This window comes from Caulobacter segnis (genome assembly GCF_003243465.1).
Taxonomy (GTDB): domain Bacteria; phylum Pseudomonadota; class Alphaproteobacteria; order Caulobacterales; family Caulobacteraceae; genus Caulobacter; species Caulobacter segnis_A.
Genome location: NZ_QFQZ01000036.1, coordinates 1 through 14,042 on the forward strand (window position 1 = coordinate 1; position 14,042 = coordinate 14,042).

General features: G+C 68.0%; 12 protein-coding genes and 2 pseudogenes. 13 read left to right on the forward strand and 1 reads right to left on the reverse strand.

The genetic code is table 11. The annotated features are described in order from the left end of the window. Window positions 1-323 precede the first annotated feature (323 nt). From DI526_RS12385 to DI526_RS12425, 9 genes and pseudogenes are all read left to right on the forward strand, one after another. Window positions 324-1,730, forward strand: coding sequence for a M28 family peptidase (locus tag DI526_RS12385; RefSeq protein ID WP_304278199.1), 1,407 nt, complete (start codon window positions 324-326; stop codon window positions 1,728-1,730). 17 nt (window positions 1,731-1,747) lie between these two features. Further along, window positions 1,748-1,867 (forward strand): annotated as a pseudogene (locus DI526_RS12390) (hypothetical protein); the annotation flags it as partial. 88 nt (window positions 1,868-1,955) lie between these two features. Then, window positions 1,956-2,915 carry a D-alanine--D-alanine ligase gene (locus DI526_RS12395; RefSeq protein WP_304278201.1) on the forward strand — a complete coding sequence of 320 codons (960 nt, stop codon included), beginning with the start codon at window positions 1,956-1,958 and terminating at the stop codon, window positions 2,913-2,915. Continuing rightward, on the forward strand, window positions 2,884-3,792 hold the full coding sequence (gene ftsQ, locus DI526_RS12400) for a cell division protein FtsQ (RefSeq protein ID WP_304278203.1): 909 nt from the start codon (window positions 2,884-2,886) through the stop codon (window positions 3,790-3,792). The genes DI526_RS12395 and ftsQ overlap by 32 nt, the downstream gene beginning before the upstream one ends. A gap of 30 nt (window positions 3,793-3,822) precedes the next feature. Next, window positions 3,823-5,148: a cell division protein FtsA gene (ftsA, locus tag DI526_RS12405; RefSeq protein ID WP_304278206.1), complete on the forward strand. Its 1,326-nt coding sequence runs from the start codon at window positions 3,823-3,825 to the stop codon at window positions 5,146-5,148. Between the two features lie 266 nt (window positions 5,149-5,414). Continuing rightward, window positions 5,415-5,477: pseudogene (locus tag DI526_RS12410) on the forward strand (hypothetical protein); the annotation flags it as partial. Window positions 5,478-5,514: 37 nt separating this feature from the next. Then, window positions 5,515-7,059 (forward strand): cell division protein FtsZ, encoded by a 1,545-nt coding sequence (gene ftsZ, locus DI526_RS12415; RefSeq protein WP_304278210.1) that lies wholly within the window; start codon window positions 5,515-5,517, stop codon window positions 7,057-7,059. A gap of 167 nt (window positions 7,060-7,226) precedes the next feature. After that, window positions 7,227-8,450, forward strand: coding sequence for a zinc metallochaperone GTPase ZigA (zigA, locus tag DI526_RS12420; RefSeq protein WP_304278213.1), 1,224 nt, complete (start codon window positions 7,227-7,229; stop codon window positions 8,448-8,450). Further along, window positions 8,441-8,617 (forward strand): hypothetical protein, encoded by a 177-nt coding sequence (locus DI526_RS12425; protein ID WP_304278215.1) that lies wholly within the window; start codon window positions 8,441-8,443, stop codon window positions 8,615-8,617. The genes zigA and DI526_RS12425 overlap by 10 nt, the downstream gene beginning before the upstream one ends. Here DI526_RS12425 and DI526_RS12430 read toward each other — a convergent pair. Continuing rightward, window positions 8,614-9,567, reverse strand: coding sequence for a CPBP family intramembrane glutamic endopeptidase (locus DI526_RS12430; protein WP_304278218.1), 954 nt, complete (start codon window positions 9,565-9,567; stop codon window positions 8,614-8,616). The genes DI526_RS12425 and DI526_RS12430 overlap by 4 nt on opposite strands. A gap of 200 nt (window positions 9,568-9,767) precedes the next feature. Between DI526_RS12430 and DI526_RS12435 the strand changes: the two genes are divergently transcribed. The 4 genes from DI526_RS12435 (at window position 9,768) to hmgA (ending at window position 14,037) form a co-directional block, all read left to right on the forward strand. After that, window positions 9,768-10,238: an Lrp/AsnC family transcriptional regulator gene (locus tag DI526_RS12435; RefSeq protein ID WP_304278221.1), complete on the forward strand. Its 471-nt coding sequence runs from the start codon at window positions 9,768-9,770 to the stop codon at window positions 10,236-10,238. Between the two features lie 133 nt (window positions 10,239-10,371). Beyond that, complete coding sequence (gene hisC, locus DI526_RS12440) at window positions 10,372-11,493, forward strand: histidinol-phosphate transaminase (protein WP_304278224.1); 1,122 nt, start codon at window positions 10,372-10,374, stop codon at window positions 11,491-11,493. A 28-nt stretch (window positions 11,494-11,521) separates the two neighbouring features. Then, complete coding sequence (hppD, locus tag DI526_RS12445) at window positions 11,522-12,595, forward strand: 4-hydroxyphenylpyruvate dioxygenase (RefSeq protein WP_304278227.1); 1,074 nt, start codon at window positions 11,522-11,524, stop codon at window positions 12,593-12,595. 164 nt (window positions 12,596-12,759) lie between these two features. Continuing rightward, entirely contained in the window at window positions 12,760-14,037 is a 1,278-nt protein-coding gene (gene hmgA, locus DI526_RS12450; RefSeq protein ID WP_304278229.1) for a homogentisate 1,2-dioxygenase, read from the forward strand. The last annotated feature ends 5 nt before the right edge of the window (window positions 14,038-14,042 follow it).

The window sequence follows — 14,042 nt, forward strand, 5'->3', positions numbered from 1 at the left end:
GGGACCGGGTCGCCAGCCCGGCCCGCCCGCCGGGGGCCTCTTTCGGAAGCGGGTTAAAACCCCGCGCGTCGAAGGCTCATCGGATAACGGCTACGCGGAGCGTCCTGGCTTCGTCGAAACGGTAATCACTCTATCCTCATCCGGACGAATGTCCGGGCGCTCCGCTTCCCCTTCCGTCCCTTCAGCGGCCCCCCGCGTGAAGCGGCGAAGCCGCGCGCCTGCCCACTTCCTGGCCACGCCATCGCTTTCGCACCCGCCGCGCCATTGCTGACTCCCCAGGGCGCGAACCGGTGCTATGACTCCCCCGCCATTGGGGAGAGTCCTTGCTCATGTACCGTCGCTTACTGGCCGCCTCGGCCGTTTTCGCCCTGCTTTCGGGCGCCGCCTACGCTCAAGACGTCAAGACCGCCGAGGCCCTGCGCGACAAGGCGCTGCTGGACCGCACGGCCTGGGAGATCACCGAGGACCTCACCACCACCATCGGCCCGCGCCTCGTCGGCTCGCCGGCCATGGAACGCGCCAAGGACTGGGGCGTGGCCAAGTTCAAGGCGCTGGGCTTCACCAACATCAAGGTCGAGCAGTTCGCCAAGCCGTCGTGGACGCGCGGCGAGGAGAGCGGCGAGCTGGTCGCGCCCTATCCGATGAAGTTGAACGTGCTGGGCCTGGGCCGCACCGTGCCGACCCCGCCCGGCGGGATCGAGGCCGACGTCGCCCTGTTCAAGACCTTCGCCGACCTAGTCGCCGCGCCGGAAAGCGCCGTGAAGGGCAAGATCGTCGTCATCACCCAGCCGATGGTCCGCACCCAGGACGCCTCGGGCTACGGCGTCGCGGGCATCTCGCGTCGCGCCGGCCCGACCGAGGCCGCCAAGCGCGGCGCCGTCGCCATCCTGATCCGCTCGATCTCGACCTCGGACTCGACCGTGGCCCACACCGGCGTCACCGCGTTCGGCGACGGCGTCGCGACCGTGCCCTCGGCCGCCATCGGCGTGCCGGAAGCCGAGCAGTTGGAGCGCCTGTCCAAGAAAGGCCCGCTGCGGATCAGGCTGAAGCTGGCCTCGACCACCGACCCCAACGACGTGGCCTGGAACATCTCGGGCGAGATCAAGGGCTCGGAGAAGCCGGACGAGGTGATCGTCATCGGCGGCCACCTGGACAGTTGGGACGTCGGCACGGGCGCCCTGGACGACGCCACCGGCATCGGCATCACGACCGCCGCGGCCAAGCTGATCGGCGAGCTGCCCAAGCACCCCAAGCGCACGATCCGCGTCGTGATGTGGGGCTCCGAAGAGAGCGGCGGTTCGTCGGAAGCCTATCTGGCCGCTCACAAGGACGAGGTTCCCAAGATCGTCCTGGCCGGCGAGAGCGACGAGGGCGCCGACAACATCTTCGCCCTGAAGCTGCCGGCCGGCGCGCAGGGCACGCCGTTCGCCACGACCGTGGCCAACGTGCTGTCGCCGCTGAAGATCCTGGTCGCCCGCGAGGCTTCGCGCGGCGGCGGCGCCGACATCTCGGGCCTGGAGCAGGCCGGGGTGCCCTCGGTCGAGATGCGCCAGGACGCCAGCCGCTACTTCGACTACCACCACACCATGGACGACACCCTGAACAAGGTGCGTCCGAACGAACTGGCCCAGAACGTCGCCGCCTGGACCAGCCTGATCTACCTGGTCGCCGACAGCGATATCGACTTCCGGGCGCTGAAGCCGGCCGGCGCGGCCCCGGCCGCGAAGTAGGCTTCGGCTAAAATACAGTGTCATCCCGGACGGCCCAGCGGGCCGATCCGGGACCCTGGGGCCAAGCGCGCTGCGGCGGCCCCTGGGGCCCGGCTCTCCCCCCGGCTCAAGGCCGGGGTCCGGCCGGGATGACACGGCTTTGTTCCGCGTCTTGCGGTTGGCAGGCGCGTCCGGGCTGACTAGGAGTGGCTGAACGCCACAGCCTTCCAAAGAGTCTCCCGCCTCATGACCCAGCAGCCCCTCTCTGGCCGCCATATCGCCGTCCTGCTGGGCGGGCCCTCTTCGGAACGCAAGGTCAGCCTGGTCTCGGGCGCGGCCTGCGCCGACGCGCTGGAGCGGCTGGGGGCCAAGGTTACGCGGATCGACGCGGGCCCCGACATCGCCCAGGTGCTGACGGCGGCCAAGCCGGACCTGGTCTTCAACGCCCTGCACGGCGAATGGGGCGAGGACGGCTGCGTCCAGGGCGTGCTGGAAACCCTGAAGCTGCCCTACACCCACTCGGGCGTCCTGGCCTCGGCGCTGGCCATGGACAAGGCCAAGGCCAAGGCGGTGCTGGCGGCGGCCGGCGTCATCGTGCCTGGCGGCGGCCTCTTCAACCGCCACGACGTGGCCCGCGACCACGTCCTGCCGCCGCCCTACGTGGTCAAGCCGAACGCCGAGGGCTCGTCGGTCGGGGTGTTCATCGTCAAGGAGGGCGCCAACCGTCCGCCCGAGGAGGTCGGCGCGCCGTCCTGGACCTTCGGCGAGGAGGTGATGGTCGAGCCCTATGTCCGCGGCCTCGAACTGGCCGTCGCGGTGATGGGTGAGGCGAATGGTCCCAGGGCGTTGGCCGTCACCGATATTCGGGCGTCCACAGGTTTTTATGACTACGAGGCGAAGTACTCGGAAGGCGGTTCGATCCACGTCCTACCGGCCCCAATCCCCGATGGCGTAAGGGATCGAGCCATGCGGATGGCCGAGTTGGCCCATACCGCTCTTGGTTGCCGAAGTGTGACCCGGTCCGATCTTCGTTATGACGACATTAACGACCTTCTGGTCCTTCTAGAGGTCAATACGCAGCCCGGCATGACTCCGACCTCGCTCGCTCCCGAGCAGGCCGCCCACGTCGGGATTCCGTTTGATCAACTGGTTCTATGGATCGTGGAGGACGCTTATGCCCGCCGTAACGCGGGGGGGACCGCCTAAGCCTAGGCGACCCCGGGCCGAAGCGCCCGCAAGTCCGAGTAAAGGCCGGGCCGCGCCGCGAGGCGCGCCGCCGGCCGCCAAGCTGCACGCCGCCAAGGGCGTGGGCCTTTCGCCCACGGTCGCCCTGAGCGTCGCGGGCGCGGCTCTGGGGCTCGGACTGGTGGTGATGTTGGCCACAGGACACCGCGCCGAGCGTATCGGCGCGTCGATGGCGCATGGCGTCGACGGGGTGTTCGCCTCCGCCGGGTTCAAGCTGAAGACCGTTCATATCCGCGGGGCTTCGGCGACCGCCCAGACCGACATCCTGAAGGCCTCGGGCCTTTATCTCGACCAGCCGACGCTGGGCCTGGACCTGGCGGGCGTCCGCGAACGGGTGCAAGGCGTGGGTTGGGTCAAGGACGTCCAGGTCGTGCGCATGCTGCCCGACACCGTGCTGATCTCCGTCCAGGAGCGGCCGGCCCTGGCGGTCTGGCAGAACCAGGGCCGGATGAAGGTGATCGATGCCGAGGGGCGGGTGATCAACGAGGCCGACCCCGCGCGCTTCCCCCAGCTGCCGCTGGTGGTGGGGCAGGGCGCCGACCAAGCCGCGGGCCTGATCCTGCCGGCCGTGGCCTCGCGGCCGCGGCTGCGCGATCGCCTGGAAGCGCTGGTGCGGGTGGACGACCGCCGCTGGGATCTTCGGCTGAAGGACGGATCGCTTATTCAGCTTCCGGCCATTGACGAAGAATCCGCGCTGATTCAATTAGATCAGCTCGACCAGCGGCAGAGAATCCTGGACATGGGTTTCGCGCGGATCGATTTGCGCGACCCCGAAATGGTGGCTGTGAGACCTCGCGACGCGGCGCTGCCTGGGCAGCCCGCGGCCGGCGGGGCGTAATGGACTTGATGGGCTGAGGTGACGATAGCGATGTCGCGAATGGAGGACCGGAAACAGGCTCGCGAGGGCCTGAAGGCGACGCTCGTGCGCCAGCCCGCCATCGCGGCCGTCGACCTGGGCGCGTCCAAGGTGACGTGCTTCATCATGAAGCCAGACGGCATCCACCGCGAGAACCGCACCCTGACGACCTCGGGCGTCGGCTACGTCCAGTCGCGCGGCGTGCGCGGCGGCGCGATCGTCAACCTCGACGAGGCCGCCCAGGCGATCGCCCAGGCCGTCGAGCGCGCCGAGACCGTGGCCGGCGTCAACGTCCAGGGCGTCAGCGTCTGCACGGCCGGCGGCCAGATGGCCAGCCACCGCGTCCACGCCCAGGTGTCGCTGGGCGCCCGTCCCATCTCGGACGCCGACCTGTCGCGCGCCATCGCCTCGGCCCTGGCCCAGGTACGCATCCCCGGCCGCAAGCCGATCCATCTCTTGCCGATCGCCTGGTCGGTCGACGGCCAGCGCGGCATCCGCGACCCGCGCGCCATGTTCGGCCGCTCCCTCGGCCTGGAGCTGCTGGTCGTCTCGGTCAACGAGAACATCTTCCACACCCTGGCCCACTGCGTGGAGCGGGCTCACCTGTCGTTCGAGGGCATCGTCGCCGCGCCGTTCGCCTCGGCCCTGGCGGCCCTGGAAGAGGACGAGATGGACCTGGGCGCCGTCTGCATCGACATGGGCGGCGGCTCGACCTCGGTGGCGGTGTTCAACAACGGCGCGCTCTGCCACGTCGACAGCCTGGCCGTCGGCGGCGGGCACGTCACCCAGGACATCGCGCGCGGCCTGCAGACCTCGGTGGTCGGCGCCGAGCGCATCAAGACCCTGCACGGCAGCGCCATCGCCTCGGCCAACGAGGACCGCGAGATGATCGAGGCGCCGCCGCGCGGCGACGATCCGGGCGCGGGTCCGGTGATCGCGCCCCGGTCGCTGCTGAAGGGCATCATCCAGCCGCGCGTCGAGGAGACACTCGAATTGCTGCGCGAGCGGCTGAAGGCCTCGGGCGCGCCGGTCGAGCCGGGCGCGGGCATCGTCCTGACCGGCGGCGCCAGCCAGCTGGCCGGCGTGCGCGAAGTGGCCGTGCGGGTGTTCGATCGCCCCGTGCGCCTGGGTCGTCCGCGCCGGGTGCCGCACCTGGCCGACGCCGCCTCGGGCCCGGCCTTCTGCGCCGCCGCCGGCACCCTGCACCGCACCGCCTTCGGCCCGCGCGAAGCGGTCTCGTCCAAGGCCCTGGCCGGCGGCGTCGCCCGCAAGCGTCCCCTGGATCCGAACGCCAGCCCGATTTCGCGCGCGGCGGCCTGGCTGCGCGATAACCTCTAGGCGGACGATCTCGCCAAATCTTAAGTCTGGTTAACTCTACTGTTTAACCTTATAGGCCCGGCCGAGCGTCTCGACCGGGCCTTTTTACTGGCGAAAGCTTGGCCGCGACGGCGGAAACAGACTCAGCGGCGTTCGGTCGCACGTCCCTGTGGATCCTTCGGGAGGCCTTGGTTCGCATGGCTTTTCTGTTGATGAACCACATTTTATCCCACGGTGGCGCTCGACCGGCTCACGACTCAGATTATGCAGTTAACTGCCGATTAACGATGGTGGTTGTTCTGTTAACACGATCGTCGAGGCATCCCCGGCGATTGGGTGTCGCCGAGGTCTTATCTGACGATTTCGGCGTAAGGACGCGAGGGTCCCATGGCTATTTCTCTTTCCGCGCCGCGTACGACCGAGCTGAAGCCGCGCATCGTGGTCTTCGGGGTTGGCGGCGCTGGCGGCAACGCCGTGAACAACATGATCGAGGCCGGCCTCGAGGGTGTCGAGTTCGTGGTGGCCAACACCGACGCCCAGCAGCTGCAGTTCGCCAAGACCGATCGGCGGATCCAGCTCGGCGTGCAAGTGACCCAGGGCCTCGGCGCCGGCGCGCACCCGGAAGTGGGCATGAGCGCCGCCGAAGAGTCCTTCCCGGAAATCGGCGAGCACCTCGACGGCGCGCACATGGTGTTCATCACCGCCGGCATGGGCGGCGGCACCGGCACCGGCGCGGCTCCGATCATCGCCAAGTGCGCTCGTGAGCGCGGTATCCTGACCGTCGGCGTCGTGACCAAGCCCTTCCACTTCGAAGGCCGTCATCGCATGCGCTTGGCCGACAGCGGCATCCAGGAGCTGCAGCGCTACGTCGACACCCTGATCGTCATCCCGAACCAGAACCTGTTCCGCGTCGCCAACGAGCGCACGACCTTCGCCGAGGCCTTCGGCATGGCCGACCAGGTGCTGCACTCGGGCGTCCGTTCGATCACCGACCTGATGGTCCTGCCGGGCCTGATCAACCTCGACTTCGCCGACGTCCGCACGGTCATGACCGAGATGGGCAAGGCGATGATGGGCACCGGCGAGGGCACTGGCGAAGACCGCGCCCTGATGGCCGCTCAGAACGCCATCGCCAACCCGCTGCTGGACGAAGTCTCGCTGAAGGGCGCCAAGGCCGTGCTGGTCAACGTGACCGGCGGCATGGACATGACCCTGCTGGAAGTCGACGAGGCCGCCAACGCGATCTCGGACCAGGTCGATCCGGAAGCCAACATCATCTTCGGCGCGGCCTTCGATCCGTCGCTGGAAGGTGTGATCCGCGTGTCGGTGGTCGCCACCGGCATGGACGGCGCCTCGATCCAGCAGATCGAGCCCAAGCCCGTGTCGCGCAACACTTCCGCCGCCCCGCTGATCGCCGAGACCTCGCGTCCCGCGCCGCAGCCGGAGCCGGCCCGGCCGACCGCGCGCTACGAAGCCGCCCGTCCGGCCGAGCGTCCTTCGGTCTTCGCCCAAGCCCCCGAACCGGCGCCGGCTCCCGAGCCCGAGATCGTCATGTCCGCCCCGCAGCCGGCCGTCCAGCCGGAAGCCGAGCTCTACTATGACGAGCCCGTTGTCGCCGAAGAGCCCCGCGTCGCCCAGCCGGCGGCCCGTCAGGTGAACCGGATCGTCGATCCGCTGGTCGACGACGGCCCGCAAGAGCCGCTGTTCCCGGAGAGCAACTTCTACGAAGAGCGCCGGCCGCAAAAGCAAGGCGGATGGCTGTCGATGTTCGGCGGCGGTCGCCAGCGCTACGAGCAGCAGGCTTCGGCTCCGCAGCCCCAGGCCCGCACGACCCAGAGCGCCCGCCCTCAGCTGGCGCCGCTCGAGACGCCGAAGGCCGACGACGGCGAGGACCTGGAAATCCCGTCTTTCCTGAGGCGCCTGGCCAACTGAAAGGCCGCCCCCAAGGAGAGACCTGAATAGCTGAACGCCCCGGAGGAGACTCCGGGGCGTTTTGCGTTCTCCAAGCTGCACGCAGAGTGGTGTTATAAGATAACATTTCCGTTGAGGCGGTGCGGCTGGCGCGCTAGATGTGTTACATTGTAACGCAAGAGGCGCGCGTGACCGTCCAAGCCCCAAGGCCCCCAGGCCGCATCGACCGCCGTCTGCCCGTGACCGTGCTGTCGGGCTTTCTAGGCGCCGGCAAGACCACCCTGCTGAACCACGTGCTCGCCAATCGCGAGGGCAAGAAGGTCGCGGTCATCGTCAACGACATGAGCGAGGTCAATATCGACGCGGCCTTGGTCGCCGAGGGCGGGGCGAACCTGTCGCGCACCGACGAGACCCTGGTCGAGATGTCGAACGGTTGCATCTGCTGCACCCTGCGCGACGACCTGCTTCAGGAGGTTCGCCGCCTAGCCGCCGAGCGGCGCTTCGACTACCTGCTAATCGAGTCCACCGGCGTGTCCGAGCCGATGCCGGTCGCCGCGACCTTCGACTTCCGCGACGAGGCCGAGCAGAGCCTGTCGGACGTGGCGCGGCTGGACACCATGGTGACGGTCGTCGACGCCTTCAATTTCCTGCGCGATTACGGTTCGCGCGACAGCCTCGCTGATCGGGGCGAGACGGCCGGGGAGGGCGATGAACGCACCGTCGTCGACCTGCTGGTGGAGCAGATCGAGTTCGCCGACGTGATCGTGCTGAACAAGGCCGACCTGGTGTCGCCCGATGACCTTGGCCGCCTCGAGGCGATCGTCGCGACCTTCAATCCGCAAGCGCGGCTCGTGCGTTCCGAGCGTGGCGCCGTCGCGCTGGACGAGGTCCTCGACACCGGCCTGTTCGATCCTGTCCGGGCCGAAGGCGCGGCCGGCTGGCAGAAGGCGCTGATGGGCGAGGTGCTGCCGGAAACCGAAGAGTACGGGATCAGCCATTTCGTCTATCGCGCGTCCAAGCCGTTCCATCCCGAGAAGCTGAAGGCGTGGCTGGACAGCGAGTGGCCGGGCGTCATCCGCTCGAAGGGCTTCGTGTGGCTGGCCACCCGCTATGACCGCGTCGGCGGCTGGAGCCAGGCCGGCGCCGCCACGCAGTTCGGTCCGCATGGCCGCTGGTGGGCCAGCGCGCCGGAGGACTATTGGCCAGACGATCCAGCCTGGCGCGCGGCGATCCAGAAGGTCTGGAAGCCGGTTCACGGCGACCGTCGTCAGGAGATCGTGCTGATCGGCCAGAACATGGACCGCGAGGCCCTCACGCGGGGCTTCGACGCCTGCCTACTTTCGGACCTGCAGTTCGGCTTCGGTCCCAAGGCCTGGGCCAAACTGCCGGACCCGTTCCCCCAATGGGGCTGAGGAACGACAGGGCCGCCGACGATTTCGAGGAGCCTTCGGCGGCCTGGGTGGCGCAACGGTTCGGTGTCAGCCTGGAAGAGGCCGAATGGGTGCTGGTCCTCTATCGGTTCCAGGCGCTGCACCCAGACGGCCCCGAGCCCGGGCGGTTCTACTGCGAGGCGCTTTAGGTCGTCGCCTCCGGGGCGGCCGAGACATAGGCCGCGGATCTGGCGCGGGCCGTCTTCAACGCGCCGCTCGCGGCGAAATAGACCACCCCGGCGAGAAGCACCGCCGTCGTGGCGACGCTGGCCTCGGGGCCGAACGCGCCGCCCGTCAGCCACCAGGGCGCGCCGGCCTTGGGCGCCAGGTCGATGACCAGGCTCTGCACCGGAATGCGCTCGCCGCTGACGTCGAGGCCGAAGCCGACGCCCAGCAGCCAGTTCCAGGCGCTATGCCAGGCGCACACGCCCCACAGCGAACCCTCCTTGATCGCATAGAGGCTGATCATCACGGCGAACAGGACCAGGTTGACCATGGCGAAGGCCAGCTCCTTGGACGGACTGATATTGCCGCCGTGCATCAGGGCGAACAGCACCGCGTTGACGACGATGCCCGCGATGAGGCCATGGCGGGACGCCACCAGCTGCATAAGCCAGCCGCGCATCAGCAGCTCCTCGGTCGCGCCCTGGATCATGAAGCCGCCGAGCAGGGCCAGGATCGGCAGGAACAGCAGGGGCGAGGGCGCCGTCCAGACGCCATGCCCTTCGACGCGGTAGCCGCCCGACAGCCAGATCAGGCCGATCACGCTGCACAGGAAGCCCACGCCGACCGCCAGGCCGCGCAGGTAGCGACGCAGGACCTGACCATTCAGGCCAAGCGCCGACGGCGGCCGGCGCTCGAACAGCCGGACCCAGGCCAGCAGGAACGCGGACGTCACGCCAAAGCCGAGCAGTTGGATCAGGATCGGGAGCCACTGGGTCGTGAGATCGGCCTTGTGGAAGCCCATCGGCTTCAGTGCGGCGAAGACGGTGACCAGCTGGCCCAGGATGAAGAAGACGATGATCAGCGGGATAGCCGCCGCGGTCCACGTGCGGCGATGTCCGGCTTCTCGTGGTCCGAATAGTTCTACGTTTTTCAAGTTCGCCCCGATCTATGATCCAATCCCCGTACTCGGGAATTTCCCCGAGCTGTTATTCGAGAAAATAGCCAGGCTCGGCACTTAAATTTATTTCATCGAGGACGCGCTGAGCGGCGGCGTCCTGACGTCACCTCTCCCCACGGCCGGTGAAATCCGCTACTCGGTCACTTCGTGCCAAGATCCGCGGGAGATCGGTCACAATGAAGCTGACGCGAACGGACCGGAAGATCCTGCAGGTCCTGCAGCAGGACGGCAAGATCTCGAACGTCGACCTGGCCGAACGCGTCGGGCTGTCGCCCAGCCCCTGCCTGCGCCGGGTCAAGCAGCTGGAGGCTTCGGGCCTGATCAGCGGCTATGTGGCGCTTCTGGACCGACGCAAGGCCAAGCTGGACGTGCTGGCCTATGTCGAGGTGCAGGTCGATCGCCACAGCGAGGAGGCGGCCGAGGCCTTCAAGCAGGCGGTGCTGCGCGAGCCGGAGGTGGTGGGCTGCTACGTCATGACCGGTGGCTACGACTACCTGCTGAAGGTCGCCGTGCCCAATCTCGACGCCTATGCGGACTTCACCATGAAACGCCTGCTGAAGATGCCGGCCGTGAAGGACATCCGTTCCTCGTTCGTCCTCGACACGATCAAGGATTCCACCGCCCTGCCGCTCGACTATCTCGATTGATCACTTTGATGATGATCAAGTATCATCGGTTGGCACGATGTGACCTAGTTGGTGCTTAAGGCGGTCATGATCGCCACGTTCTGACTTCGCCTTCGCGATAAGCTGCCCGCTCTGGTGTTTTTGGAGCGGCCGCATGCTCGTCCTGGATCGCAAGCCCGTCACCGCCTCGCCCGCGTCGCCCATGCGGCCGGCCCTGGATCGCGTCCAGGCCTACAAGTCGGGCATGACCCTGGCCGAGGCGGGCAAGCGCACCGGACGCTCCCAATTCTCCAAGCTGGCCAGCAACGAGAACCTGCTGGGCGCCAGCCCCAAGGTCGCCGCCGCCGTCGCGGCCGCCATCGCCGAGCCTGAACTTTATCCGGACCCCTATTGCGAGACGCTGCGCGCCGCGATCGGCGGACGTCTGGGCGTCGACGCCGGCCGGATCGTGGTCTCGCCGGGCTCCGAGGCGCTGATCGACTATCTGTTCCGGGCCGTGCTGCACCCGGGCGACGCGATCCTGTTCTCCAGCCCGACCTTCCCGGCCTATGACATCTTCGCGCGCTGCGCCGAGGCGCGGATCGTCGACGTGCCGCGCCTGGCCAACTTCGACCTCGACGTGCCGGCCTTCAAGGCGGCCGCGGCGCAGGGCCCCAAGCTGCTGGTCCTGTGCACGCCCAACAACCCGACCGGCAACGCCCTGACCGCTTCGGACATCGAGGAGATCCTCTCGGTCACGCCGCGCTCGACCCTGGTCTTCGTCGACGAGGCCTATCGCGAGTACCACGAGGCGTTCGACACCTTCGCCCTGCTGGACGCCTGGGGCGGCCCCTGGGTCTCGGCCCGCACCTTCTCCAAGGCCTATGGTCTGGCCGGCATGCGCGTCGGTTATGGCGTCGCTTCTTCGGCCGAGCTGGTCGGTTATCTCGATCGCCTGCGGCCGGCCTTCAATGTCACCGCCGTCAGCCAGGCCGCCGCCTTGGCCGCCTGGAACGATCCTGAACACCTGGCCCGTACGGTCGCCCTGACCATCGCCGAGCGCGGCCGCATCGAGGCGGCGCTGGACGACCTGGGCGTCGAGCACACCCGCAGCGAAGCCAATTTCGTCTTCCTGCGCGCGCCGGCCGGCCCAGAAGCGACCGCCATGCGTTTGTTGCAGGAAGGGCTGATCATCCGCCCGACGCCGGTCGCCGGCGGCTGGGTCCGCATCACCATCGGCCGCCCGGCCGACAACGACGCCCTGATCGCCGCCCTTCCGGCGGCGCTGGCGAAATAAGATAAGAATTCTAGGGAGAGAGCCGCCCATGACCCTCGTCACCGACCAGAACCCCCTGGGCCTCGACGGCTTCGAGTTCGTGGAGTTCACCAGCCCCGATCCGGCCGCCATGAAGGCCCTGATCGAGCAGCTGGGCTTCGTCGCCGCCAGCAAGCACCCGACCAAGGCCGCGACCCGCTACAAGCAGGGCCGCATCAACCTAGTCGTCAACGAGGAGGCGGCCGGCCAGGTCGCCGACTTCCGGGCCGAGCACGGTCCGTCGGCCAACGGCATGGCCTTCCGCGTCGAGAACGCCGAGCAGGCCTATGCCGACGCGATCAAGCGCGGCGCCAAGCCCGCCGACGCCAGCCGCTCGTTGCTGGGCGAGGGCGCCAAGGTGCTGGAAGGCATCGGCGGGTCCTTGCTCTATCTGGTCGACCGCTACGGCGATGCGGGCACGATCTATGACAGCTGGGAGCAGGTCCCGGGCGCGGCCCTGGCCGAGGCAAAAAACAATGTCGGCCTCGACCTGCTGGATCACCTGACCCACAACGTGAAGCGCGGCCAGATGCGCACTTGGTCGACCTTCTACAACCAGGTCTTCGGCTTCGAGGAGCAGAAGTACTTCGATATCAAGGGCCAGGCGACCGGCCTGTTCAGCCAAGCGATGATCGCGCCCGACAAGGCCATCCGCATCCCGCTGAACGAGAGCCAGGACGACAAAAGCCAGATCGAGGAGTTCATCCGCCAGTACAACGGCGAGGGCATCCAGCACCTGGCCCTGACCACCGACAACATCTACGACACCGTCGAGAAGCTGCGCGCCCGGGGCGTGAAGCTGCAGGACACGAGCGAGACCTATTACGAACTGGTCGACAAGCGCGTCCCCGGCCACGGCGAGGACCTGGAGCGCCTGCGCAAGAACCGCATCCTGATCGACGGCAATGTCGGCGAGGAAGGCCTCTTGCTACAGATCTTCACCGAGAACCTGTTCGGCCCGATCTTCTTCGAGATCATCCAGCGCAAGGGCAACGAGGGCTTCGGCAACGGCAACTTCCAGGCCCTGTTCGAGAGCATCGAGCTCGACCAGATCCGCCGTGGGGTGATCACGGTCGAGGCGTGAGGGAGCAAAATACCCTTCGGTGTCATCCCGGCCGAAGCGTAGCGTAGAGCCGGGACCCAGGAGTGATGGAGCGCCGCGCGCGCCGCCCCTGGGTCCCGGATAGCCTCTTCGAGGCTTCCGGGATGACGAGGGAATAAGTGCTGAATAAGGGCACGGAAACGCAGATGGACCTCCGCTACCAGACCGGCTTCGGCTCCTATTTCGAAACCGAGGCCCATCCCGGCGCCCTGCCGGTGGGGCAGAATTCGCCGCAGAAGGTTCCGTTCGGCCTCTATGCCGAGCAGCTGTCGGGTTCGGCCTTCACCGCGCCGCGCCATGAGAACCGCCGCAGCTGGCTCTACCGCCTGCGGCCCAGCGCCGGGCACGGGCCATATGCGCCCTACGCCCAAGACAAGCTGGACTCGACCTTCGGCGGGCCGGTGACACCTAACCGCCTTCGCTGGAGCCCGCTGGAGATCCCGGCCGCGCCGACGGACTTCGTCGACGGCCTCGTCACGCTGGCCGGCAATGCGGACGTCGCGACGCTGTCGGGCATCGGCGTCCACGTCTATCTGGCCAACGCCTCGATGAAGAACCGGGTCTTCTACGACGCCGACGGCGAGCTGCTGATCGTGCCGCAGATTGGCGTGCTGACCCTGGTCACCGAATTCGGCGTGCTGAGCGCCGGTCCTGGCCACATCGCGGTGATCCCGCGCGGCGTGCGCTTCCGGGTCGAGGTCGAGGGGGCCTCGCGCGGCTATGTCTGCGAGAATTACGGCGCGGCCTTCCGCCTGCCGGAGCTGGGGCCGATCGGCGCCAATGGCCTCGCTAATCTGCGCGATTTCGAGACGCCGGTGGCGGCCTTCGAGGACATCGATGCGCCGACGCAGGTGATCCAGAAGTTCCAGGGCGCGCTCTGGGCCGCCGCGTGGGATCACAGCCCGCTGGACGTGGTGGCCTGGCACGGCAACCTCGCGCCGTACCGCTATGACCTGTCGCGGTTCAACACGATCAACACGGTCAGCTTCGACCATCCCGATCCCTCGATCTTCACGGTCCTGACCTCGCCCAGCGACACGCCGGGCGTGGCCAACTGCGACTTCGTGATCTTCCCGCCGCGCTGGATGGTGGCCGAGCACACGTTCCGTCCGCCCTGGTTCCACCGCAACGTGATGAGCGAGTTCATGGGGCTGGTGCACGGGGCCTACGACGCCAAGGCGGGCGGCTTCGTCCCGGGCGGGGCCAGCTTGCACAATTGCATGAGCGACCACGGCCCCGACGCCGCCAGCCACCGCAAGGCCACGGAGGCCGAGCTCGCCCCGCACAAGATCGACGGGACCCTGGCCTTCATGTTCGAGAGCCGCTGGGTGATCCGGCCGACGAAGTTCGCGCTGGAGACTTCGGCGCTTCAGGACGACTATGACGCCTGCTGGTCGGGCTTCCCCAAGGCTCGCCTGGTTTAACGACA

Coding starts and splice junctions, on each gene's coding strand:
- hisC (WP_304278224.1), top strand. CDS start 10,372: ATGCTCGTCCTGGATCGCAAGCCCGTCACCGCCTCGCCCGCGTCGCCC.
- DI526_RS12435 (WP_304278221.1), top strand. CDS start 9,768: ATGAAGCTGACGCGAACGGACCGGAAGATCCTGCAGGTCCTGCAGCAG.
- ftsZ (WP_304278210.1), top strand. CDS start 5,515: ATGGCTATTTCTCTTTCCGCGCCGCGTACGACCGAGCTGAAGCCGCGC.
- hppD (WP_304278227.1), top strand. CDS start 11,522: ATGACCCTCGTCACCGACCAGAACCCCCTGGGCCTCGACGGCTTCGAG.
- DI526_RS12395 (WP_304278201.1), top strand. CDS start 1,956: ATGACCCAGCAGCCCCTCTCTGGCCGCCATATCGCCGTCCTGCTGGGC.
- ftsQ (WP_304278203.1), top strand. CDS start 2,884: ATGCCCGCCGTAACGCGGGGGGGACCGCCTAAGCCTAGGCGACCCCGG.
- ftsA (WP_304278206.1), top strand. CDS start 3,823: ATGTCGCGAATGGAGGACCGGAAACAGGCTCGCGAGGGCCTGAAGGCG.
- hmgA (WP_304278229.1), top strand. CDS start 12,760: ATGGACCTCCGCTACCAGACCGGCTTCGGCTCCTATTTCGAAACCGAG.
- DI526_RS12425 (WP_304278215.1), top strand. CDS start 8,441: ATGGGGCTGAGGAACGACAGGGCCGCCGACGATTTCGAGGAGCCTTCG.